General features: G+C 41.7%; 23 protein-coding genes and 2 tRNA genes. 4 read left to right on the forward strand and 21 right to left on the reverse strand.

Going from position 1 to position 23,658, the window contains the following annotated elements; all coding sequences use genetic code 11:
• Positions 1-57: 57 nt before the first annotated feature.
• Positions 58-1,608, reverse strand: a complete 1,551-nt coding sequence (locus ACQ76V_RS06530; protein WP_440999682.1) for an acyl-CoA carboxylase subunit beta — start codon at positions 1,606-1,608, stop codon at positions 58-60.
• On the reverse strand, positions 1,609-3,210 hold the full coding sequence (locus ACQ76V_RS06535) for a hypothetical protein (protein ID WP_440999683.1): 1,602 nt from the start codon (positions 3,208-3,210) through the stop codon (positions 1,609-1,611).
• 304 nt (positions 3,211-3,514) lie between these two features.
• Between ACQ76V_RS06535 and ACQ76V_RS06540 the strand changes: the two genes are divergently transcribed.
• On the forward strand, positions 3,515-4,162 hold the full coding sequence (locus ACQ76V_RS06540; RefSeq protein ID WP_440999684.1) for an ABC transporter ATP-binding protein: 648 nt from the start codon (positions 3,515-3,517) through the stop codon (positions 4,160-4,162).
• 327 nt (positions 4,163-4,489) lie between these two features.
• Here ACQ76V_RS06540 and ACQ76V_RS06545 read toward each other — a convergent pair whose 3' ends face one another.
• Positions 4,490-5,383 (reverse strand): MBL fold metallo-hydrolase, encoded by an 894-nt coding sequence (locus tag ACQ76V_RS06545; RefSeq protein WP_440999685.1) that lies wholly within the window; start codon positions 5,381-5,383, stop codon positions 4,490-4,492.
• A gap of 156 nt (positions 5,384-5,539) precedes the next feature.
• Positions 5,540-5,914, reverse strand: coding sequence for a co-chaperone GroES (locus ACQ76V_RS06550; RefSeq protein WP_440999686.1), 375 nt, complete (start codon positions 5,912-5,914; stop codon positions 5,540-5,542).
• A gap of 99 nt (positions 5,915-6,013) precedes the next feature.
• Between ACQ76V_RS06550 and ACQ76V_RS06555 the strand changes: the two genes are divergently transcribed.
• A complete protein-coding gene (locus tag ACQ76V_RS06555; RefSeq protein WP_440999687.1) occupies positions 6,014-6,865 on the forward strand; it encodes an SDR family oxidoreductase in 852 nt (283 codons plus the stop codon).
• On the opposite strand, the gene ACQ76V_RS06560 is transcribed toward ACQ76V_RS06555, so the two are convergent.
• Positions 6,857-7,363 (reverse strand): hypothetical protein, encoded by a 507-nt coding sequence (locus tag ACQ76V_RS06560; protein WP_440999688.1) that lies wholly within the window; start codon positions 7,361-7,363, stop codon positions 6,857-6,859. The two genes, ACQ76V_RS06555 and ACQ76V_RS06560, sit on opposite strands and share 9 nt — an antisense overlap.
• Positions 7,364-7,580: 217 nt before the next feature.
• Here ACQ76V_RS06560 and ACQ76V_RS06565 point away from each other — a divergent pair, with 217 nt between their 5' ends.
• Positions 7,581-8,408 carry a tetratricopeptide repeat protein gene (locus tag ACQ76V_RS06565; protein WP_440999689.1) on the forward strand — a complete coding sequence of 276 codons (828 nt, stop codon included), beginning with the start codon at positions 7,581-7,583 and terminating at the stop codon, positions 8,406-8,408.
• Here the strand turns inward: ACQ76V_RS06565 and ACQ76V_RS06570 are convergent.
• Entirely contained in the window at positions 8,405-8,752 is a 348-nt protein-coding gene (locus tag ACQ76V_RS06570; RefSeq protein ID WP_440999690.1) for a hypothetical protein, read from the reverse strand. The genes ACQ76V_RS06565 and ACQ76V_RS06570 overlap by 4 nt on opposite strands.
• A gap of 69 nt (positions 8,753-8,821) precedes the next feature.
• Between ACQ76V_RS06570 and ACQ76V_RS06575 the strand changes: the two genes are divergently transcribed.
• Complete coding sequence (locus ACQ76V_RS06575; protein WP_440999691.1) at positions 8,822-8,980, forward strand: zinc ribbon domain-containing protein; 159 nt, start codon at positions 8,822-8,824, stop codon at positions 8,978-8,980.
• A 12-nt stretch (positions 8,981-8,992) separates the two neighbouring features.
• On the opposite strand, the gene ACQ76V_RS06580 is transcribed toward ACQ76V_RS06575, so the two are convergent.
• The 15 genes from ACQ76V_RS06580 to secD all read right to left on the reverse strand — a co-directional run bounded on the left by ACQ76V_RS06580 (position 8,993) and on the right by secD (position 23,577).
• On the reverse strand, positions 8,993-10,471 hold the full coding sequence (locus ACQ76V_RS06580; protein WP_440999692.1) for a kelch repeat-containing protein: 1,479 nt from the start codon (positions 10,469-10,471) through the stop codon (positions 8,993-8,995).
• A 431-nt stretch (positions 10,472-10,902) separates the two neighbouring features.
• Positions 10,903-10,976: transfer RNA gene (locus tag ACQ76V_RS06585), tRNA-Pro, on the reverse strand.
• Positions 10,977-11,120: 144 nt separating this feature from the next.
• Positions 11,121-11,834 carry a sensor histidine kinase gene (locus ACQ76V_RS06590; RefSeq protein WP_440999693.1) on the reverse strand — a complete coding sequence of 238 codons (714 nt, stop codon included), beginning with the start codon at positions 11,832-11,834 and terminating at the stop codon, positions 11,121-11,123.
• 52 nt (positions 11,835-11,886) lie between these two features.
• Positions 11,887-12,192 (reverse strand): PAS domain-containing protein, encoded by a 306-nt coding sequence (locus tag ACQ76V_RS06595; protein WP_440999694.1) that lies wholly within the window; start codon positions 12,190-12,192, stop codon positions 11,887-11,889.
• A gap of 54 nt (positions 12,193-12,246) precedes the next feature.
• The gene (gene mce / locus ACQ76V_RS06600; RefSeq protein ID WP_440999695.1) at positions 12,247-12,645 is read right to left on the reverse strand and encodes a methylmalonyl-CoA epimerase; all 399 of its coding nucleotides are present in this window, start codon (positions 12,643-12,645) and stop codon (positions 12,247-12,249) included.
• A 31-nt stretch (positions 12,646-12,676) separates the two neighbouring features.
• Complete coding sequence (gene serA, locus ACQ76V_RS06605) at positions 12,677-14,272, reverse strand: phosphoglycerate dehydrogenase (RefSeq protein WP_440999696.1); 1,596 nt, start codon at positions 14,270-14,272, stop codon at positions 12,677-12,679.
• 23 nt (positions 14,273-14,295) lie between these two features.
• Complete coding sequence (gene yihA, locus ACQ76V_RS06610; protein ID WP_440999697.1) at positions 14,296-14,886, reverse strand: ribosome biogenesis GTP-binding protein YihA/YsxC; 591 nt, start codon at positions 14,884-14,886, stop codon at positions 14,296-14,298.
• Positions 14,886-16,388, reverse strand: a complete 1,503-nt coding sequence (gene purF / locus ACQ76V_RS06615; RefSeq protein WP_440999698.1) for an amidophosphoribosyltransferase — start codon at positions 16,386-16,388, stop codon at positions 14,886-14,888. The genes yihA and purF overlap by 1 nt, the downstream gene beginning before the upstream one ends.
• 81 nt (positions 16,389-16,469) lie before the next feature.
• Complete coding sequence (locus ACQ76V_RS06620; protein WP_440999699.1) at positions 16,470-17,348, reverse strand: mechanosensitive ion channel family protein; 879 nt, start codon at positions 17,346-17,348, stop codon at positions 16,470-16,472.
• Between the two features lie 246 nt (positions 17,349-17,594).
• Entirely contained in the window at positions 17,595-18,683 is a 1,089-nt protein-coding gene (locus tag ACQ76V_RS06625; protein ID WP_440999700.1) for an aldo/keto reductase, read from the reverse strand.
• A gap of 202 nt (positions 18,684-18,885) precedes the next feature.
• Positions 18,886-18,957: transfer RNA gene (locus ACQ76V_RS06630), tRNA-Gly, on the reverse strand.
• A gap of 114 nt (positions 18,958-19,071) precedes the next feature.
• Positions 19,072-20,346 carry an adenylosuccinate synthase gene (locus ACQ76V_RS06635; protein WP_440999701.1) on the reverse strand — a complete coding sequence of 425 codons (1,275 nt, stop codon included), beginning with the start codon at positions 20,344-20,346 and terminating at the stop codon, positions 19,072-19,074.
• Positions 20,347-20,412: 66 nt separating this feature from the next.
• On the reverse strand, positions 20,413-20,769 hold the full coding sequence (locus ACQ76V_RS06640; RefSeq protein ID WP_440999702.1) for an STAS domain-containing protein: 357 nt from the start codon (positions 20,767-20,769) through the stop codon (positions 20,413-20,415).
• A gap of 38 nt (positions 20,770-20,807) precedes the next feature.
• Positions 20,808-21,719, reverse strand: coding sequence for a protein translocase subunit SecF (secF, locus tag ACQ76V_RS06645; RefSeq protein WP_440999703.1), 912 nt, complete (start codon positions 21,717-21,719; stop codon positions 20,808-20,810).
• Positions 21,720-21,759: 40 nt separating this feature from the next.
• A complete protein-coding gene (gene secD / locus ACQ76V_RS06650; protein ID WP_440999704.1) occupies positions 21,760-23,577 on the reverse strand; it encodes a protein translocase subunit SecD in 1,818 nt (605 codons plus the stop codon).
• Positions 23,578-23,658: the final 81 nt, after the last annotated feature.

Below are 23,658 nucleotides of genomic sequence, written 5' to 3' on the forward strand. Positions count from 1 at the left end.
AATACAAATGCCCGGCACTTCGAAAATACCGGGCATTTATACAAACCATAAGAAATCTTACAGCGGCAGATTATCGTGCTTTTTCTGAGGCACTTGATCCACTTTGTTTTCGGAAACTTCGAGCGCACGAATTAATTTTTCACGCGTTTCGCTCGGTAGAATCACATTATCAATAAATCCGCGTTCGGCTGCCTTATAGGGATGGGCAAACTCTTCTTTATAATAATCGATGAGCTCTTGTTCTTTAGCTTCGGGATCATCAGCTGCAGCAATTTCCTTGCGGAAGATAATCTCGACGGCACCTTTGGGGCCCATCACCGCAATCTCGGCTGTAGGCCATGCCACGTTATAGTCCGCGCGGATATGCTTGGAATTCATCACGTCATACGCACCTCCGTATGCCTTACGGGTGATAACGGTCATCTTGGGTACTGTCGCCTCACAAAACGCATACAACAGCTTAGCACCATGCTTAATGATGCCGCCCCACTCTTGGTCAGTACCGGGCAAAAATCCGGGTACATCCTCAAAAGTTACCAGCGGGATGTTAAACGCATCACAAAAGCGCACAAATCGTGCCCCCTTTAATGAGGCATCAATATCTAATACTCCGGCAAGAGATAACGGCTGATTAGCCACCACCCCCACGCTGCGCCCGTCAATGCGTGCAAAGCCAACTACAATATTAGTGGCATAATGCTCGTGGACTTCCATGAACGAGTCCTTATCTACAATACCCTCAATAACATCTTTAATATCATAGGGCTTATTGGGATTATCAGGAACAATATCATCCAGCTTTTTAGCCTTGGCCGGATCGGGATCTTTGGATTCTTTTCGCGGCGGTTTTTCCTCACAATTCTGAGGCACATACGTTAGCAGACGACGTAGCTCTTTCAGGCAAAGTGCATCATTCTCCTCGGTAAAATGAGCTACTCCTGACTTTGATCCATGGGCACTGGCGCCCCCCAACTCTTCTGAGGTCACTTCTTCGTGCGTTACAGTCTTTACGACATTCGGTCCTGTTACAAACATATAGCTGGTATTTTTGACCATAAACACAAAATCTGTCAATGCAGGACTATAGACCGCACCACCAGCACAAGGTCCCATCACCGCCGAAAACTGTGGCACCACTCCCGATGCCATACTGTTACGATAGAAGACTTCGGCATAACCGCCCAGCGACGAAACGCCCTCTTGAATTCGAGCACCACCAGAGTCATTAAGTCCAATTATGGGGATGCCATTTTTCATGGCCATATCCATAATTTTGCAAATCTTCTCGGCATGTGTTTCCGAAAGGGATCCGCCAAAGACCGTAAAGTCCTGACTAAATACATAAATTGGACGACCGTGAATTTTTCCAAATCCCGTAACCACTCCATCGCCATCAATTCTCTTCTCTTCGAGACCAAATTTATGGCTGCGATGTTTTACAAAGGGATCAATTTCTTCAAATGATCCCTTATCTAATAAAATATCAATACGTTCCCGCGCTGTCAGCTTCCCTTTGTCGTGCTGTTTTTGAATTCGTTTTTCGCCGCCACCCTTTTCTGCCTCTTTACGCTTTTGTTTAAGTCGCTCTACTTTTTTATCCGAAGCCATCTAATTTTCTTGTTTATTGCGATTTTGTTTCTCCAAAAAATAACTCTGCAGCCGATCGGTGAAATCCACCGCTGCCTCAGAGTACATATCAACTAAGTTACGTTTAAAAATATCCTTCTCAATATACTTACTAACCTCGCGCCAGCTATCATAGGCAGCAATATCTTCAATTGCCTGATCATAAGCACGATCAGAGCCACGGAAGATCTGCTCTACAAAGAACGCCTCATCATCTGATAGCATATTGCGCAGCTTCTTAATTTCTTTATCTGATGCATCTTCCTTCGTCAGATCAATAATGGGCTCTTCAATAAAACCATCCTCATCAATCTCGTCGTTCTCTTCCGCTTTCTGTTCTTTTTTATACTCCTCAATTTCCTCATCACTCATAAAGCGCATCCAAATAGGCGTTGTTTCCTCACCATCTTCTTCAGATACGGATTTCTGCTCTACTTCTGTTACTTGTTCTCGTTTTTTTTCAGAAGATGGAGTATTATTTGGTGATGATGAACCATCCTGCTTTTCTTGTATAACTTCTTCAGGTATCTCTTGTTCGCCACCTGCCTGCGCATCCGTCTCCTCTGTTTCAATCGCCTCATCCTCTGATGGTGCTTTCTTAATCTCCTCTGTTTTCTCAGCTTCATCCGGGGAAACGGTATTCAAAGAATTTGGGTCGGCCTTTTCCTCATCAGTTTCATTAGAATTCGATTGCTGATCTTCTTCGGGCGACAGTTCTTGCACGTCATCCTCTTTTGCTTGTCGAATGGATTCATCGATATCTTTTGAGCCCACCGTTTGGGAATCATGTTTCTCTTCATCTTTTTTGGAATTCGGCTGATCCTCAAAAAGTGAAGACTGATCATCTTCATAACCGTCAAAGTCCAGCAAATCCGGTGATGAAAGCGTTTCAATAAATTCGGCCCTGCTAACGACTGTATTCATTAGGTCAAACTTACGGGCAATTCGCGGCATTTTTTTATCCTCAAAAAATAATCGCAAAAGATTGGTGTCGATCCCATCATTTTGTAGTTGAAAAAGAGGCTCCAGCAATTGTGCCCAATTCAACGGAGAATACCCCGAAGTTAACTTTTGATCGCCTTTGGCAATGATCGTGGTGCATTGTTTCTTACTCAGCGTGTCCAGATCTTTCTTCTGCACATATCGGGACAGCAAAACAGCAAAATGCCGATATACAACAACTGCTTCTAAGCGCTGTTGTAACTGCTCAACTGAAAGCTCATCCTTGGCTCCAAAAACCACTTCCGGCACATTTTTGCGTGGCTGCACCAGCATCTCTATAACATCGGAAACCGCAGTTTCAATAACCGCTTGAGCATAACTGGCCGGCAGACGAGCTTCATCTTCAATAGCATCAATAAACTGTTGCCAGGCATCAATGACGGCATCAGTACCAGTATTTGCCCAATCCGTTTTGGGGATGATCATAGAGTCAGAAAGATTGCGCTTTAGCTCAACACTGATACGGCGAACAATAAAGGGTGGGAATTCCCAGGATCGGAGTTCGTCAATTCTGTAATACTGATCGTTTTCGGGCAAACGATCAATTAATTTTTGCGTTATTTGCTGAATTATTTGTCTCATAATTTTGAGGAAATATATCGTCTAACGAAAGGCAATACAACCAAAGAACTGCTCAATATGTTAAATCCTGAGAATCTTTTGAAATATGCTTTCCATTAGGGGCCTTTCAAAATTGTAGTGTCATCCTGAATTTAGTTCAGGATCTGTTTTTTACGTGCTATAAACCAACTTTAGATTCTGAAAAGAGTTCAGAATGACACAATGGGTTGGATTTGCAAAACCATCTATATAAGTAACGAGTTTAAAAATATAAACTGTCAAATTTTTCATTTAGGATTTGATGATCCCTTATTACCTTTGGCCTATGATCACACTATCTGTTAAACAACTAAAAAAATCATTTGGTCCGAATATTGTTTTTTCGGATGTCTCTTTTGAACACCAGTCGAGTGCCCTTGGCATTGCCGGATCAAACGGTTCCGGAAAATCAACCTTCCTAAAATGCCTGGGCGGACTCTTGGCTCCAAACACAGGAGAGATTGCATGGGAAGATAACGGAACTACCATCAAGAAAACAGTACTGAAACAGAAGTTGGGATATGCCGCTCCCTATATTAACCTTTATAATGAGTTGAGTTGCCGCGAAAATTTGCTATTCATCTCAAAAATGCGACACCAGTCGGATTCTGTAAAAACAATTGACCTGTGGATTTCCAAGGTGGGACTTAAACAGGCTCTTGATCAGCCGTTTGGGAAATTATCCACCGGACAGCAACAAAGGCTGCGCCTGGCATCGGCGCTATTTTATGATCCTGACATCCTGCTTTTGGATGAGCCGGGATCCAATCTTGATAAGTCGGGACGCATGCTTGTCAGTGAAATAGTCGAAGCGTTTGATACCCCAGAAAAACTGCTCATTATTGCATCGAATAATCCAGATGAATTGAGTCTTTGCGATCAGGTATATTCTATTGAAGAGGAGTCATTTGTATCAAGAGAGATATTTGATTGAGTTATGTAGGGACTTTGATTCCGAGTTATTCGCGTAACATCAATCTCCATTCTCCATGCCTTAATTACGTTTCAATCTATAGGGATAATAGCTTAATAACGTATTTTCACTACAGCATCGCAGACTCTGTCTCTCAAACAAGCCTTTATGGTTAATCCCGCTGGCAGGTTTCCCCTTGACAACATTCCTGCACATTAATCCCGCAGCTTGCACATTGCCCGTGACCGTGTACCCAAACCAGTGGAGCCTCCACGCCACAATAAGTACAGCGACGTCTTTCTTGAGAATTATTTTTTGTCGTTGATTGTAGCTCTTCAGCCATAACTCCTATTCCATCAATTCTTCATAAGCAACACCCAGATTATCAGAGAGTGTCCAAAAATCAGCATATAAAAAATGCTCAAACTCTTCGAGTGATTTCTTGTCCATGATCTCACCCTTGCTCAAACCCTGCTCAATACCCTTCTGTGCATAATCCAGCACTGCAGAAAGATAATTTTTCATCACATCGAGGTCTTTCTTGTCACCAGTTACGCCGAACTCCGGCTTAGCATGCCCAAAGATATAGATCGCATCGGAAGGATACTCATCCGCAACCGTCGATAATATCTTAACCCAATTCTTCATGGAACCGCCCGAAGGTCGATCCGTGAAGGGATTCATCCGATTAAACACCAAGTCTCCCATGTGTACCACATTGGCTTTCTCAAAATAAACAACTGAATCGCCGCCGGTATGTCCGGGGCCAAAATAGGTAGTGTGAACGGTTTCATCCCCCAAATCCATTTTCCAATTTTCGGAATAGGTCGTCTCGGGAAAAGCCGTATTCCCTTCACCCTCACTTTCTTCATTCGCTTTTTTCATTAATTTAGGCACATTTTCATGTGCTGCCATCTTTTCAGCCACTCCCTTAAAAATCGGATTGCCGCCGGTATGATCACCGTGGTGATGAGTGTTAATGAGTAGGTTTAAAGGCTGATCCGTTTTATCCTGCAATCCATTTAAACAGTTTTTAGCTGACTCAGGATATTGTGAGTCGACTACTGCCATGCCATTTGGTGATGCAAGCCATCCGATCGTTCCACCGCGCTCTGTAAAATATCCTACATTGCGACGAACGGTGGTAAAATCCCCCTGTTTTTTTGCCAATAGAGATTTAAAAGGAAGAACAGCACCAGCTGCAAGTAAAGAAGATTGAAGTAAAAATTTACGACGATCCATAAGTAGTTTGATTTCTTAAAAGTAAAGGATACAGCACTAATAAACCGAATTGCTATGAAATCATTCCTGCAGAATATGAATTTGAGATGACCTAAACTATTATTTCAAAAAGAAATAAGTAGGCTAAATTTATTTGAATGATCCTTATATCAAATTCTACTTAATAGCCATATCATCCCTAATTAATAATAAAATAGCGGCGTGTGGACAAATTAAATACTTTTCGTTTTCGAACTCAATTTCATGGGTTTGATCCTTAATGAATATGGCTAAATCACCCTCTTCGGCCTGCATTCCAATATATTTGGTTTCGCTGGTTTCTTTCCAAGCTTCATCCACTTCATTGGATGGGATAGGATATCCGGGTCCTGTTTTTACTACATAACCGCTATGGATGTCTTCTTTTTCTTTCACCGTAGCAGGTAATACGAGCCCACTCTTGGTTCGGGTTTCCATATCGCGCGGTTTGATGAGCACCCGATCGCCCACAACTATAAATTTATCAACTGAATTAAGATATTCTTGAATCATCGCTGAAATTTAATTTGTAAAGCTATTGTTCAAACGCCTAAAGGTAACGTCTTTGTCTCACAATCTGAATTAAAGATTCTCTCCATCAACTGTAAAATTATGGACTTAGCAAACAAGTTATGTATTGTGACCGGGGCTAATTCGGGTATCGGTAAAGAAACAGCCCGTAACTTTACTGCCAAGGGTGCATATGTAATTATGATCTGTCGAAGCAAAAAACGCGCTGAAGCTGCTCGTCAAGAAATAATAGAAGATACTGGTAATACGCGCATCAAAATTATTCTTGCTGATCTGTCTATACAGCAAGATGTACAGGATGCGGCTGAGCAGATCAGCAACGAATTTGATCAAATTGATGTGCTTGTTAACAATGCCGGACTCATTGCCAATGAGCGTGAAGAAACGATCGACGGCATTGAAAAAACGCTGGCCGTAAATCATTTAGCTCCTTTTCTACTTACTAACTTATTGTGGGCTGAACTTCTACAATCCGAAGATGCTCGCGTTATCAATGTTTCCTCAGAAGTCCATAAAATGGGTGCTAAGGTATTTGATCTGGACAACCTTCAACTTAGTGAAAACTATTCTGCGATGAATGCTTACGGCATTTCCAAGCTCTGTAACGTTATGTTTACCCACGAACTGGCAAAGCATACCACAGATAGTTCTATTACTACTTACAGCCTTCATCCCGGAGTAGTGAGAACACAATTGGCGGAAGAGGCCGGTTGGGCAATGAAACTTTTTTATTGGATCGGAAAACCATTTATGCGATCGCCAACCTCAGGAGCTGCTACAACAATTTATCTGGCTACATCTGATGATGTAACATCGATGAACGGCCAATATTTTAAGGATGAAAACGTGGCTGAACCAGCTGACATTGCTTTTGATGATGATATCACTTCTCGATTGTGGGAAAGGAGTAAAACATTAACAGGATTATCCTAATACAAAAAATCGCTTCATGCGTATTTTTCGGGATCGCCAGATTAAATTCCCGACCGTATCCTCTGAAATTTTAACATCTACAAGCTCCTCATCCGAAGCTTCTGCAGGCATTTTTTCCTTAGCCTCATCCAGATGAAGGTTATCAAGGAAAAGTTTTAACTGCTTGCGATTGTAGTGCGAGTAGCGATTTTCCAACGCCTGAATGATATCTGGCCAGATTTCGGGTCGCGCCGACCACTCAATTCCTAAGCCAATAGCATTTTCGGGAGCGTCTTCCCCCAAACAAATATTTAGTCGCTCATTAATATCGCTAGGAACCGGCTCATGACGCAATAATTTAGGGCCCAACACATCATCATTCGCACGTGGAAAAAAACTTTTCCACATCTGGTTTGTATAGGGATGGTGGTAATAAACCTCATACTTTTTGCTGTCCTTCCACAGTTGTTTCATCTCATTTATTAGAGCAACCTGCTTGTCGTGATCAGTAATATACATGGGGATCATTTTTTTTAGTTCAGGGTAGTTAGCCCCGAGCCAACATCAACATCGATTCAATAGCAATACCAACTATATGTACAGAGGATCGAGCAATTTGTTCCATTGCTCTAAGACATTTCCTTCAACTCTTTGATTGCATTCGGTAAAGGAATATGCCATACTTCATTTTATATTCTCATTGAAGCGCAACCTCCTTCAATTAATCAATTATTTGATGGTACCCAGATTATATAAAATCTCCAATTTGTCAAAGTTGCAATTTGCTACTGCTGCAATAGCTTTGCTCGGGGTATACCTTGCAGTTGCTTTCACTAATGCAATGGGACAATCAGCCTTTGATCGCGGTAAAAAAATGTACCACCAACGCGCTGCTAATGCTGATTCATTCAAAGCAGATCCTACCAATATTAACCGGGCTATTGATCTTTTCGAAACAGCCCTGGAACAGAATATTAAGTCCGAAGAGTCAGCAATTTACCTGCTTCGTTCCTATTATTTTAAAGGCATGTTTACCGGGCTAAATAACGATCAGCAAAAGGACATTTATGACAAAGGACGCAATTTGGGTGAGAAAATGATGGACCGCTACCCCGAATCAGTTCCCATTAAATTCTGGTATGCAGCTAATATTGGACGCTGGGCGGATGTGCACGGTTTTTTGAAAGCCGCAACCAACGGCATCTCTAAAAAACTGAGAAGAGTTTGCGAAAAAATCATTGAACAGGATCCTGAATACCAAGGAGGCGGTGGCTACCGTATCCTGGCGCAAGTACATTTTCACTCTCCCAATATACCTATAGTGATGGGATGGCCTTCAAAAGAACAGGCCCTAAAGCTTATACAAAAGGCTTTAGAAATTGCTCCGGATCATCCTACAAACCAAATGTTATATGCTAACATATTACTCGAGTTTGACCGGTATCAAGAAGCAAAAGAACAGTTTGAAAAAATAAGCCAAATGGCTATACGAGATTCACACGTAATAGAAGACCGATATATTAAATACCGCAGTCAAAAACTACTCGAAGAACACTTCCATTAACGTAATAGGTTTATCACGAATCCGATAACTTCCCTGTTGAGCTGATCCTCCTTGATTCGTCCGTTAACCTGTTGATCGGCCATAGTTATATACCCTTCAAATGAAAAAGACACCTCTTTGTCCTCATCATTTGGATCGGCAAGCTTGAAACTGATATCTCTTATGTTTTGAAACTCTTCAGTTATATGCCCCAGCGAAATCGAAAAGTCAAGCATGGGATCCTTAAAACCACCGCCGGTATCAATAGCCGAAAACTCCAATTCAATAGTCTGATCTTTGTCCAGTTGTATATCTTGGTCTTTTACTTTTAGCTTCTCCAACACTGCCTGAGTCTGCATTTTCATTTGTTCTTCGTCTTGTTTTACTTTCTGCGGTAACCTATAATAGCCAAGATGAGGATTTATTAAAACGATATGGATAAGAAAGAATGCCCCGGTTGTGCGGTAGAAGTTGATGCCGATACAGAGGTATGCCCCATTTGCGGATATGAGTTCCCGAATCAACCGTTAGGTATTCAAATCGTGACCTGTATCATGATTGTATTGCTTTTACTCTTTTGGGTAGTGTTTTAAAGTTATTACAGATTAAAAATCTGCGATATCTTCATCTAAACCATACAAATATCTTCGTTTATCATCAGGATCTTTCATTCTTGTGATGATATCTGACTCAACCGCTAATCGGTTTCTGAATTTTTTGTTGATAGAATTGATGGTATCATTTCTCAACTTTCGGCGGTAATCGTAATTATCAATATCCGGCCATACCGCCTCATCAATCTTCATCGACTCCAGAAAACCCTGATTTTCAAACAAATATTTTAGCAGCAGCTTTTCATCTGATTTTAACCATTGAATTTGCTGAATCCCTTCTTCGCTCAACAACTCTTTTTCTTTCGGACTATTAACTTTTTGCTGGGAGCGCTTTTTCAGATAATAAGCCCCTGTCAACCCGGCAAGTAAGATAAATAACAGGACATATACCCAGCTACCATCTTCTTCTGACGAGGGAAACTGTAATTCAGATAAAAGAGAATCCTCACTAATCCTGATAATTTCAACAGGGTATTCAACCCGGTCCGTAACCTTCTTTATTCCCACAACGATCAGATCTCCCGAGCTCCGATTAAAAAGAAAATTGGTTGGCACAATTTGGTTTGACTCAATCGAAGGCAATAAAAAAGATTTCCCTACCTGCCCCGTTGCTGTATTAACCGGCGTTAAGAACACTAATTCATCAGAAGTATCTTCGTTAATGGTTGGAATGTACCAGATGTTACTTTTATTGCTATAGGCTGAACCACTTATCCCATTCACCCGTTGTATTCTAACAAGAGATGACGGATCATAAAATCGGTGACTTTGACCAAGTTCTGCTATCTTTTGCCAAGAGTTATCAGCAAAAGAGAAACTCCATATATCATTGCTAAACTTCTTGGCGGTATATTGATCATCAGCTCGCTGTTCCTGACTGGGAATATTTCCACCATAAACGAAAAGCTTATTCAGCGATGAGGAGTAAGAACCCGCATAAGGAACACGAGCACTTGGCACTCGGGATTCAGGATTTACATTTTGCACGCTCCACTCCTGCAGTTTCGAGTTGTAATAAGTAATATAATTTTTCCAGATCCAGTACCCGTATCCTCCGAAAGCATAAATATCGCCCTCTTTAATAAAGGGTTGGTGCTTAAACTGGTTTTTATGAGTGTGAGATTGATCAATTCTTTTAACGCTAAAAGTTTCAGGTTCAACCTCAAAAACGCGCCCCACGCCGCGGTCCCAAAAGCGCAATACATTCTTTTCATTATTATAGGCAAATTCGAACTCAAAAAAATCTTCTGGCAACGCTTTTACGTCTGACAAAAATTGCCACTGTCCCGAACCTAAATCGTATTGCCATATCCCATCACTTAGTACAATAACTAAACGGTTATTGGTGGCATCAATATCAGCGTAAATAATTTCTGCATGAATAAATCGGGGTACTTTTTCCGATCCAGCAACTGAGCTATCCGCTGATTGAGCTAACGTATTATCCACACCCACAAACAATATGCACATAACCAACAAACAGGCTGAACCAATTCTTTTTCTATTCCTTTTTATGAACTGGTTCATAAAAATATTCGAAGAAATCATCTTTTAATCCTATTGTATAAATGCTTCATCAAGGGAGAGGCTACTTGCGCCATAACATATATCATCTGCTAAGCATAGGTCTGTTTATTGTTTCATGCAAATGGAACTCTTCAGTTTTACTTTGTAGATGTTTTTCATTGCAATCGAAAAAAAAATAGACTATTCAAATAAAAGTTTAGGTTTTTAAGAATAGCTAATCTTAAGCCCTATCTGATTTAAATTCGGCAGGGCTTTTTTATAACAATGCGATAACAATTGGTGCGTATATGGTCATCCGTTGATCAGAAAAAACATCTTCTAAAACAAAAAAGCCTCCTAACAGCTATCAAAAGCTATCAGAAGGCTTCTAAAAGTCGGGACGACTGGATTTGAACCAGCGACCCCTCGACCCCCAGTCGAGTGCTCTACCTGGCTGAGCCACGTCCCGATTACCACATGTCAATATTTTAAAAAGAACTACTTTCTATCCAGAATTAGAATTGCTAAAGATAGGGCGGTCGGCGGCAAAACTCAACATCTATATGTATCTATATCTTAATTTATACGAGGTATGTTTTACCTAACTCCGTGACTAATTATTGCTCAAAATCCTGTAATGTTGCGAAGAACCGGGATCATCAGATTTTTGAAATCTAATTCTAATTCCAAAACCAATTTCATCCCCTTTTATAATTTCTGCCTCAGCCCCTAATTGTGCTAACAAGGTATTTATAACCGTAAATCCAATGGTACCGGATGCAAAAATGTCAATATTTTCGGGAAAGCCCTTGCCAAAATCCACGATTCCTATTGTAACAACTCCGTTGTCGTCTTCTATCAGCTTTATAGAAATTCGGCCCTTTAATTGAGCGGGATATGCATGCCGATAAACATTTTCAATCAATTCACTGACAATAATAGATAAAGGAATTGCCTGATTGATATTGACTTCTACATTATCTAACGCAAAATCATATTCCAAATCCAGATCAAATTGACCCGCATTTACTAACTCCGAATTTCTTAGATCTTCAATAAAATCAGTCAAATTTAAGTAAGCGAACCCTTCTTTTTGATAGAGCTTTTCGTGTACCGTAGCCATTGAATCAATCTGGAGCTTACCTTTTTCAAGCACATTGTTTTGCTGATCACTGCTTTGCTCCAATTCCATAAGACTGGACATTACCGCAAGATTATTTTTGACCCGATGATGAACTTCAGAAATTAGCACCTTGCGTTCCTCTTCAACATCCGACAGTTTCCGGTCCAAGGCGATGATATCAGTAACATCGTCTTGAAGTCCCATATAGTGCGTTAACTTCCCGTTTTGATTAGTAATAGGAGAGATACTGAGTCGGTTACAAAAAAAGTTCCCCATTTTTCTTATAGTTTGGGAGAACAACCTTGCACGGTTCATGGTTTTTTATGGCTTCTCGTAAAACATCGAGTCCTTTTTGCTGGCGATCATCCTGCTGGAGAAACCTGCAATTCCTTCCAATCACTTCTTCCCTTTGATATCCTGTCATTTCAAGAAAGGTGTCGTTACAATAAGTTAACGGCCGATCCTCCTGGCGCATATCAGATATTACGGCCCCTTCCAAACTCTTGTCCAACACATCTTTAAGCTCTTTGATACACTCTTGTTGTTCTTTGTTAGCTTCCATAACAAACAAAGTTTCTTTACATAGATTCTTATAATCTAGTAACGCTCAAGAAAATTAAGCTCGCTCTTGACATAATTCAACCAGCACCCCGTGGTTATCTTTCGGATGTACGAAAGCCACCAACTTATTGTCAGCCCCGCGACTGGGTTCATCATTCAATACCGTAAATCCCTCTTCTCGTAACCGATCAAGCTCGGCATGGATATCCTCAACCTCAAAAGCCACATGATGCATGCCTTCTCCCTTTTTGGATACGTATTTGCTGATCACCGAGTCAGAATCCGTTGCTCCCAACAGCTCAACCTTCGATTCACCTGTACGAAAAAAAGCCGTTTCTACTTTTTGATCTTCTACGACTTCGCGTTTATAACATTCTCCGTCCAGAAGCTTTTCGTAGGTTTCCACCGCTTCCTCCAAATCATTAACCGCTATACCAATATGATCGATATGCATTACACAAATTTTATTTTGAAAGTTATTCCAATCAGTTCGCCGATAAACTTATATATTGTAATGCTCTTATACCTTCGAGTCCAAGAATTGGCTTCAGCTCCTCATCAGACATACTTTTATCAACCGAAACCGCGGTAATGGCATTCTCTCCCTTTGTGGTGCGTCCCAAGCTCAAATTAGCAATATTAATATCTTGGTTGGCCAAGGTACTGCTGACTGATGCCAACATCCCTGGTTTATCCACGTTTTGATACATGATGATATCCCCCTCCAGGCGAAGCTCAATACCAAATCCGTCAATCTCGACAATGCGATAATCATCCTCCCCAAAAACCGTAGCTGAAATCTTTTTATAATCAGCTTCTTCATTAAGCTTGATGGTTATCAAGTCATTAAATGTTTTGGTCTGAGTTGCTGTTGTTTCACGGATATTCAAGCCGCGTTCCTCGGCATAGTGACGAGCATTAATAAGGTTAACCGATTCACTTACGTGATGCGACAAAATTCCTTTCAGGATAGAATCAGTTAACACATCGGCAAATTTAGTACACGTACCACTGTATTCAAACGAAAATTCATTAGCGTGCTCAGGTGCCAGCTGAATGGCAACACTTCCCAGCTTTTCAGCCAGTTTTAAATAAGGCTGCACCTCTTTATTGGTAATCAAGGAGATCGATTTACCATTCAGGCTTCCTTTAAAACTTTTCTGCTCCAGTGCATCCGCCATCTGGTGTGCAATCTGTTCGGCCACCTTTTCCTGTGCTTCCTCAGTAGAGGCCCCAAGGTGCGGGGTCGTAATAATTTGAGGATGCTTTAATAACTCGTAAAGTTCTTCGGTGGGCGGCTCACTGGAATAAACATCCAGTGCAATACCTTCAATATATCCCTCATCAATAAGCGTATTCAGATCCTCTTCTTTATAGATCCCCCCGCGGGCACAATTCACAAGGTACATTCCTTTTTTTAGCTGATCAGCGTTGTCCATCGAAATCAAGTTTTTGGTCTTCTCCGTCAGCGGAGTATGTACCGTCAGAAAATCGGTCTCGGAAAGTAACTCATCGAGCTCAAGTAGTTCTACGTCCAGACTTTCAGCCCGTTCCACTGAGGCAAAGGGATCGTATGCTTTCACATTCATTCCAAATTCTTTCATGCGCTTGGCCACTTCACCACCAATTTTCCCGAGTCCCACAATACCAAGGGTCTTGTTATGAACTTCAGTCCCCATGTACTTCTTGCGATCCCAACCGCCGCTTTTCACTTTCTGCACGGCCTGTGGTATGTTACGCGCCATTGCTAAAATCATCCCACAGGTATGTTCTGCGGTAGAAATCGTATTTCCATCGGGCGTATTCATGACCAACACACCGCGGGCTGTAGCTGCATCAATATCGATATTATCAACGCCCACTCCGGCTCTACCTACGACCTTTAAATTTTCTGCAGCTTTTAATACTTCTGGCGTCACATCTGTAGAACTCCGCACCACAATACCATCGTAGGACTTTATTTCATCAAACAGTGCCTGTCCACTTAAATTGTGGTTTCGGACGACTTCGATTCCTCGTTCTTCAAAAACTTTTTCGCAGCGTTCATCAACGTTATCTAACAGTAAAACTTTAAATGACATGGGTATGTGGAATTTTGATTGATTTAAAATTCGGCAAATTCAGTTATTAATTGTTTGATGTCTCCTATTCCCTTTTTGTCTTTAGTCGAACTGACAATAATTGGGACTTCAATATTCATCTCATCCAAAATTCCTTGAAGGCGAAATTTGGATTGTTGTTGCTTGTTGTAAGAAAGTTTATCAGCCTTCGTTAGCACCACGGCAAACGGCAGTCGATTGGTTCCCAACCAGTAGAAAAATTCTTCATCAAGGTCGCTGGGCTCATGTCGAATATCCACCAAATGCAGTACCAGTCTCAGCGTAGATCTTTCAAGCAGATAATCGCGAATATCTCGTCCCCAGCGCTCTCGTTCTTCTTTTGATACCTGGGCATAGCCAAATCCCGGCAAATCAACTAAAAACAACTTGTCATCCACCTGATAATAATTCATCTGCTGGGTTTTACCCGGCACGTTACTGGTACGCGCCAACCCTTTGTGATCAACTAATGCATTAATCAAAGATGATTTACCCACATTAGAACGACCAGCAAAACAGATCTCGGGGAAATAAGGATCAGGACAAACATCCAGAGAAGGGGCACTGGTAACAAAATCGGCTTTTTTAAATGGCATTATATTATTTCGTTATCCTCTTTTTCAATGCCAAAGTTAACCGGTACAGGATACTCTTCGGTAAAACAGGCGGTACAATACCCTTTGGGTGATACATTCGCCTCTTTTACGGCATTTACCAATCCATCAGGGGATAAATACCGTAAGCTATCCACTCCAATCTCTTTAGCCATTTCCTCGATATTGCGATCAAACCTATTAGCCATTAATTCTTTAGGAGTGGGGAAATCCATTCCGTAATAACAGGGGCTAATGATGGGAGGTGAACTTACCATAAAGTGCACTTCGGCCGGATTATCCCTCCGTATCATATCCACTAAATAACGCGAAGTCGTTCCGCGCACAATCGAATCATCTACAATAATAACCGAACGTCCTTCGATCACTCCCTGCACCGTATTGAACTTGGTTCGCACTTTCTGCTCCCGAGATTTTTGTCCCGGTGATATAAAAGTACGCCCCACATAATGATTTCGGATCAATCCAATCTCAAATTTACAGGCATGACCCAATTTTTGATTTTCATGCACATATCCCAAGGCGGCTGTATTACTTGAATCGGGAACTGAAATAATAATCGGCTTTTTATCTCCGGGAGCATTACGTATAACCTCATCAACGGGATGCTCTTTAGCCAGATATTTACCCAAATTGCGACGTACTTTATCAACATTTTCGCCAAAAATTTTGCTGTCAGGACGTGAGAAATACACATACTCAAAAATACACTGACTGGTATCCGTCCCATATTCCGCATCCAGGTGATACGACTTCGGCTCCGAATCGGCCGTTGCATCCTGATCCATTACCAATACTTCACCGGGTTCGATATCACGAATATATTCCCCATCGATAATATCAAAGGCACAGGTTTCGCTTGCCACACAATACGAGCCGTCAACTTTGCCCAGCGCCAATGGACGAAAACCATTGGGATCGCGTACTGCAATCAACTTTTTGTCTGTCAACATCACCAAGCTGTATGCTCCCTCAACCTGATCGAGAGCATCTAAAACTTGCTCAAGCTGTGTCTCTTTTTTGCTGTGTGATATCAGGTGCAAAATAAGTTCGGTATCAGAGGTGCTTTGAAAAAGGACTCCATCCTCCCTGAACCGATCACGCAGCTGTTTGGCATTTGCCAGATTTCCATTATGCCCTATCGCAATATTACCGCTTCGATAGTGCACCCGAAATGGCTGTATATTTGCGGGATTTTTGGATGCTCCCGTCGTAGAATACCGGTTATGTCCAATAGCTGCTGTTCCTTTCAGTTCCTTTTCAAAAACCTTTTGGTCGTCAAACACATTCAACACCAATCCAAAATCGCGGTGTGCGGGCATAACCCACCGATTTTTTTCCTCATCATAATATGAGGTTACAATTCCTGCTGATTCCTGTCCCCGGTGTTGTAATGCATGTAATCCGTAATAGGTGAGAAGGGCTGCATCGGGATGGTTTTGCATCCCAAAAATGCCGCAATAATCGCGTGGCTTGTCGATCATTAAGCTAATTTATAAGAATTGATTTCCAGTGACTGGAAGTTAATAAAAATAGCGCAGTATATGGCAACAATTTGACCATTTTTATTTTGACGACTCAGAAGCATTATCCAGCCTGACATTAACTTCACTCAAATCTACCGCGGTGGAAACCTCAGAGCTGAACGTAAAGTCATTTTTGCCTAAGGCCGTACGTGCCTGATCCATCAGCTCTGATTTGACATTAGCCAGAAAAATCTCCTGCTTGGAAATATCCACTTTGATCCAAAAATACCCTGTTAATTCAACAAAGTTTGGAGTTAAGCCAGTAGTTTGTACTATAGGTTCAGGCTTTTTGATGATATTGTTGTTTTCCTTGATCACATCTAAAAGAACCCGACATGCTTTTTGGACATCATCGCGATAATCTATACCAACTGTAAAAAAACCGCGGCGATACCCATCTCTTGTATAGTTATATAACGGTTTGGCAAGCAATTGTGAACTGGGGATAAAAACATCACAGCCATTTGCCATTTTGATATGCGTATGCCGTAACTCGATATTTTGCACGCGCCCCACTACTCCTTCAGTCTCAATAAGGTCACCGTTTGTAAAGGGACGGCTAAAGGCCATGAAAAAACCAGCGAGAAAATTTTCGCCGATGTCTTTGAATGCAAAGCCCAAGACCACCGCTGTAATACCACCGCTGGCTAAAATGCTGGTTGCAATGCCCGAAAAACCCAAAATATTGAGCGCTATAAGAATACCTACAAGAAAAATGAGACCATAAATTAACTTCCCGAAAAACTTAATATTTGATAAGGTCAAAGGGGTACGATCTAATACATTCTGGTAAACTCTTCTGCCGCCTCTTGCAATAAAATGGAATAAGACCAAAACCAGCAAAGCAAACAGAAATTCAGGTAGCTTTTCCAGAAATTGCTCAAAAAGTTGTTCTAACCGGGCGTATAGTATATCCATAGTATTTTCTTTTTCTTAAGTGATATTTTTAAGAAAGAGAAAAGTTTTAAGTATGGAAACTGCTTTTTTCAGTTAGAGAAAAAGACCATTCCAAATAGGTGAGTTTAATAAAGGATTACGCCAGTAAAAATATTGCTGAACCTATTTCAAAAACATGTTCCAACAACCGATTTAATACGTAAGGGCACGATTAGTCGTGCCCTTACTTTGTCCATTTTAATGTTAAATATCTCAGTAATAGCGCTTTTACTCCTCAAGGGGCATCTTCTTAAACCGAAGGTCCTCCCAAGGTCCGCCATCCTCGAATTTTTCCGGCTCCAGCGTTCGTGCCCGCGGATCTTCTGCTTGCGCCTGTTGCAACACCATCCATCGGGGATAAGGTATGCCAGTATCAGACACCTCATCAAGCAATTCAATTTCGTCGTCAGTCAGTTCAAGATCCACCGCTTTGATGTTATCCTCAAGATGCTCGAGTTTTCGAGCGGCAATAAGCACGCTGCTGATATTATCTCGAGAAAGTGTCCATGCCAGGGCAACACGAGCCGGGCTCACTCCGTGACGCTCACCAATATCTTTTAACGCGTCCACAATTTCGAAACCCTTGTTAATATCAAAAGGCACAAACTGTCCGGCTTCAGCAAAACGGCTTCCTTCCGGGGGCGGATTATCACGGTCGTACTTACCGGTCAGGAAACCACCGGCCAGAGGGCTCCAGACAATAATACCCATATCATGGTAGTTTGCAAACGACATAAAATCGTCCTCAAGGTCGCGCCCGACCAAGCTATAGTACATCTGTGCCGTTATATATTTTTCAAGTCCTTGCCGCTCCTGCAACCCTAAAGCTGTTGCAGCTTGCCAGGCCATATAATTACTTAACCCAATATACCGCACTTTGCCCTGACGAACCAGATCGTCTAATGCCCGAAGGGTTTCCTCCAGGGGCGTATACGGATCCCAGCTGTGCATCTGGTACAGATCGATATAGTCCGTTTGCAGGCGTTTTAGGCTGGCTTCCACTTCTCGCATAATATTCACACGGGTCGCTCCGCTGTGATTGATATTGTCATCCATCGGCAACCGACACTTGGTTGAAAGCACAATATCTTCGCGCTTCCCCTTGAGTGCATTACCTAACAGTTCTTCACTTTCACCCAGACTATAAACATCCGCCGTATCGATATAATTGATCCCATGATCCAGCGCAAAATCAACCATCTTATTAGTCTCCTTCTGCCCGAGTCCGCCCATCTGCATGGCTTCCCCGAATTGCATCGTTCCCAATCCTACTTCACTGACGATTAGACCGCTGTTTCCTAATTTTCTATATTTCATCAATACTCTTTTTTCTTAAAATTTATAAATCTCTTGGCTCGTCCATAAAGCTAAAATTAAATACCCAAACAAGATTCCTCTACATAGCCATATAAGCATTTTTGGAGTGAATGCAAATAAGGAACCCGTTTAAAAGAATGGAAATTTTTAGCTCAAAAAATAAAAAAGCTCCTGCAGAGAACTGCAAGAGCTTTTTCCTGAGAGCGGGAGACCGGAGTCGAACCGGCGACCTTCTCGTTGGCAACGAGATGCTCTACCGCTGAGCTACTCCCGCTTATACATTTGGCTTCTCAACCGCTTTTCAAAGAGTTCCAAATATAAGGCATTCATCCTATATATATCAAGAACAATTAGTCATTTTCTACAAAACTTTTTTTACCATAAAAAGTTATAGAACGATGGTCTCTGATCGTTTTGGGCCTTTGGATAGTATCGTCAATTCAATGCCCAAATAGTCTTCAATAAATTGGAGATATTCTTTAGCTGCTTTGGGAAATTCCTCAATAGAGCCACAATTTTCCAATGATTCATTCCAGCCGGGCATAGTCGTGTAAACAGGCTCAATTTCGTCAATATCCGGCAGATCTAATGGAAAGACTTCAGTTTCTTCCCCATCAATACGATAGGAAGTACAAAGTTTTATCTCATCAAAATCATCCAGTATATCGAGTTTGGTTACCGTAAGCTCGTTCATGCCGTTTAAGCGCACTGCATATTTAAGAGCAACCAGATCAATCCAGCCACAACGGCGGGGACGTCCTGTTGTGGCGCCAAATTCCTGACCCGCTTCGCGAAGTTTTTCCCCGGCATTATTATCCAACTCTGTGGGGAAAGGTCCATTTCCAACACGTGTGCAATAAGCTTTAGTAATACCCATCACTTTCTTAATTGCAGTGGGAGGAATAGCCGAACCTGTACAAGCCCCGCCTGAAGTTGGACAAGAAGATGTTACAAATGGATAGGTTCCGTGATCTACATCAAGCAGACTTCCCTGAGCTCCTTCAAGTAAAATTTCATCACCGTTTTCAATCGCATCGTGCAATAACGCAGAGGTATTTGTGATATACGGCTGTAACGTATTGGCTGCTTCAAGCAGATCATCAATTATAGGTTCAGCCTCAATGGTTTCATGATCATACACATACTGTAAGGCCTCATTAATATCCGCAAGATTATCTTGTAATTTCTTACGCAGTGCTGCAGGGTGAAAAAGATCTGACATGCGAATACCTACCCTTGAAACTTTGCTTACGTAAGCCGGACCGATACCTCGTCCGGTGGTGCCAATAGCATCGTCGCCGCGATGTTCTTCTTTTACCTGATCCAGCAGTTGATGATATGGAAGAATAACATGAGCGGAGCTACTTATTTTTAATCGACCTTTAAGATCACCTCCAATTTCTTCCACTTCTTGGATCTCTTCAAGCAGGGCAAACGGATCGATAACCACTCCATTGCCGATAATACATGTGGCATCACCATTGAAAATACCCGATGGTATGAGATGCAGCACAATTTTTTGATCATCAAACTCAAGGGTATGGCCGGCATTAGCTCCTCCCTGATACCGAACTACATAGTCGGCATCTTTACTAAGCAGATCCACAATTTTACCTTTTCCCTCATCGCCCCACTGGGCTCCTACAACAACACGAATGGCCATAATATCTATTTGACATAAAAAAAGGGGTGAGAAGTCACCCCTTTCATAAATTAAATTTTACCTATTTTACTCTTCCTCTTTGGAATTACCGTATGATTGTACTGCTTTTTCGAGCGTTTTAAAGTGCTTAAAAACAGTAATCAATTTGGTGATAACCAGCAGACTTTCAATTTTATCTGTTGCATTTGCAATACGAAGATCACCACCTGCTTTACGCATTGTAGTGAGTCCGCCAATTAGCATTCCCAAACCCGAAGAGTTCATAAACTTCACTTTACCCAAATCTGCAATAACGTTGGTTCTGTCTTCTTCGATAAGCTCGTGAAGCTTCTCATTAAGTTTTACGGCATCAGGGCCTCCCATCACGTTGCCCTTAAATTCAATTACGACACAATTATATCTTTCAGATACATTAAAATTCATTTGATCGCTCCCCGCTGGTTAATATTAGGAGTTAAGGTTTAAGCTTTTTCTTTATAGCGCTGAATCTCAACGACTGTTGAACTTGCTACAAACAGAGAACTGTAAGTACCAATAATCACACCAAGCATCAATGCAAAAGAAAAGCCTTTAAGCACTTCACCACCAAATATAAATAGAATGGTTACCACAAAAAAGGTGGTCAAAGAGGTAATTACGGTACGACTCAATGTATCATTTAAACTCCTGTTTACCATCTCATCATGATCCATTGTTTTATATAGTAAACTGTTTTCCCGAATCCGGTCGAATACAACCACGGTATCGTTAAGCGAGTAACCCACAATCGTTAAGAAGGCGGCAATTATCGACTGATCCATTTGCAGGCTAAACGGTACAATATCTACGAGAAAGGTGAATATTCCTACCACAATTAACACATCGTGTGCCAATGCTGCTACCGCACCTGCAGAATAAGTCCAGTTTTTAAACCGAATAAGTATATAAATGAAGATTACGATGAGGGCAAAAATAATTGCATTCAAAGCCCCCTGCCTTAGATCTTCGGCAAATCGAGCCCCCACAATATCGGTTTTAATAACCGTAGCGGGGTTATTGGAATATAACTCAGCCATTGTATCAGTGATAAGTGTCTGTACCACCGAAATGTCTTTTGGATTATCTGTACGGATCAATACTTCTTCCGGAGAACCAAATAGCTTAACCACCGGTGTTCCGTCCAGTGGTTCTGTAAGCTCTGAACGGATATCGGTTACTTCAACCGGCTGCTCAAACTTAAGGACAAACTCTTTACCGCCCTTAAAGTCAATACCGTATTGCAAACCTTTTGTTAGAATGCCAAAGATAGAGGCCACAAGCAAAATTCCAGAAACATAGTAACCAATTTTGTGCGCCTTCAGAAAGTTAAAATCAGGATTTTCAAACCATCTCATAATTAAAGTCCCTTATTATAAATGTTGAATTTCTTTGTTATTAACCGAAGCTGATTTCTGCGGATTTGTCTCGCGTCAGGTAATCCACAATAACACGAGTAATCACAATCGCACTAAATAATGAGGCAACAATACCAGCCATCAGTGTAACCGCAAAACCTTTAATGGGTCCAACGCCAAAACTATAGAGAATAATACCAACGAAGAATGTTGTAATGTTGGCATCCATAATAGCACTCATAGCGTTGGAGTAACCGCCTTCAATGGCGGCGCGAATTGTCTTTCCAGCTCGTTGTTCCTCCCTGATCCTGTCAAATATCAGCACGTTGGCATCCACGGCCATACCAATAGTAAGCACAATACCCGCAATACCGGGTAAGGTGAGTGTTGCTTTAAAGGCCGCTAAAATACCCAATATAAAGATGATATTTAGAATCAAGGCAAGATCGGCAATGGCTCCACCAGTTCGATAATAAACAATCATAAAAATAGCTACGATAACCAATCCTATGAGTGTAGAATAAAAACCTGCCTGAATGGAATCTTCTCCAAGGGTTGCCCCAACCGTGCGCTCCTCTACAATTTCAAGGGGAGCAGGAAGAGCACCGGAAAGCAGAATATTAACAAGGTCTTCGGCTTCCTGCACGCTTTCTAATCCCGAAATTGACGAACGTCCATTTGCAATCTTGGTTTCAACATTTGGATAGGAATACACATAGCCATCAAGAACAATTGCAATGGGTTTACCGATATTAGCACCGGTAATACGTGCCCAACGCCGGGCACCTTCGGCATTCATATTCATCGAGACCCGGGGCTGGTTAGTAGCCTGATCAAAGTTAACACTGGCCTCAGAAATCACATCACCGGTGAGCTCAATTTCGGAACGAACGCCAATAAGCTCAAAAAGCTCTTGCCCCTGCTCGGTTTCTGTAAACGGAGAAGCCCCCCACATTAGTTCAATATTTCGGGGTATTAGCTCCTGCACTTCAGAACGCTGCAGTAATTCATTTACCCGAGCAGTGTCTCTTCCCGTTGAGTATCCAAAAGAATACGGATTACGGCCACGGGGATTTAACACCTCAAGCAATGGATTGGACGCAGCCCCCTGTTCAACAGCATCTGTAGTATCCGAAGCAACCTGATCATAATAGTTTACTACTCGATCTTTCGCATTACTTATTTGATCTGGCTGCCCTACCAAGCGAAATTCGAGGCGGGCTGTACCTTTCAACAGATCCCGAATACGTTGTTTATTGGATACCCCCGGGAGCTCAACCACAACCCGGTTGTTCCCCTGCTTAAAGATCGCAGGCTCGGTTACACCATAGCGATCAACACGAGAGCGGATAATTTCCATTGCCCGATCTACCGCAGAAGTTCGCTGTTGTTCCAAATAACTTCTTATTTCTTCGTTTGAAGACCGACGAGTAATATTCTCAGTATCAGAACGATAATAACGACTTAACCGACCATCAGGATAACGCTGTTCAAACAATTGGACCATTTCATTGATAAAGTCGGTATTGTTTTCCTGGGCCAGACTTTTTGCTTCATCAATAACATTAGTAAGTGTTGTATCAATGTTATCTCCCGCTAATTCTTTTAAGAATTGTGCAGTACCCACTTCCAACGTTACGTGCATACCGCCCTGCAGGTCAAGTCCCAGCGACAAGGAGTTCTGACGTAACTCTTGCAACCGCTGTGTATTTTCTTCCACATATTCAGCACGCTCGGCTTCCGGTAAGTCCTCAATATAGTTTTGCTCCAACGTATTAACCACTGTCGGCCATAAATAATAGATTGTAATTGCCAGAAAGGCGACAATAGAACCTATTTTAAATCCATTATCTTTCATGATAAGTTATTTTTAAAAATTAAGAATAGAATGTCATTTTGCAGTACGATATCCCGCTTTTGCGAGGCATAAATAAAGAAT

It is taken from the genome of Fodinibius sp. SL11, from assembly GCF_052060035.1.
In the GTDB taxonomy this organism is placed as follows: domain Bacteria; phylum Bacteroidota; class Rhodothermia; order Balneolales; family Balneolaceae; genus Fodinibius.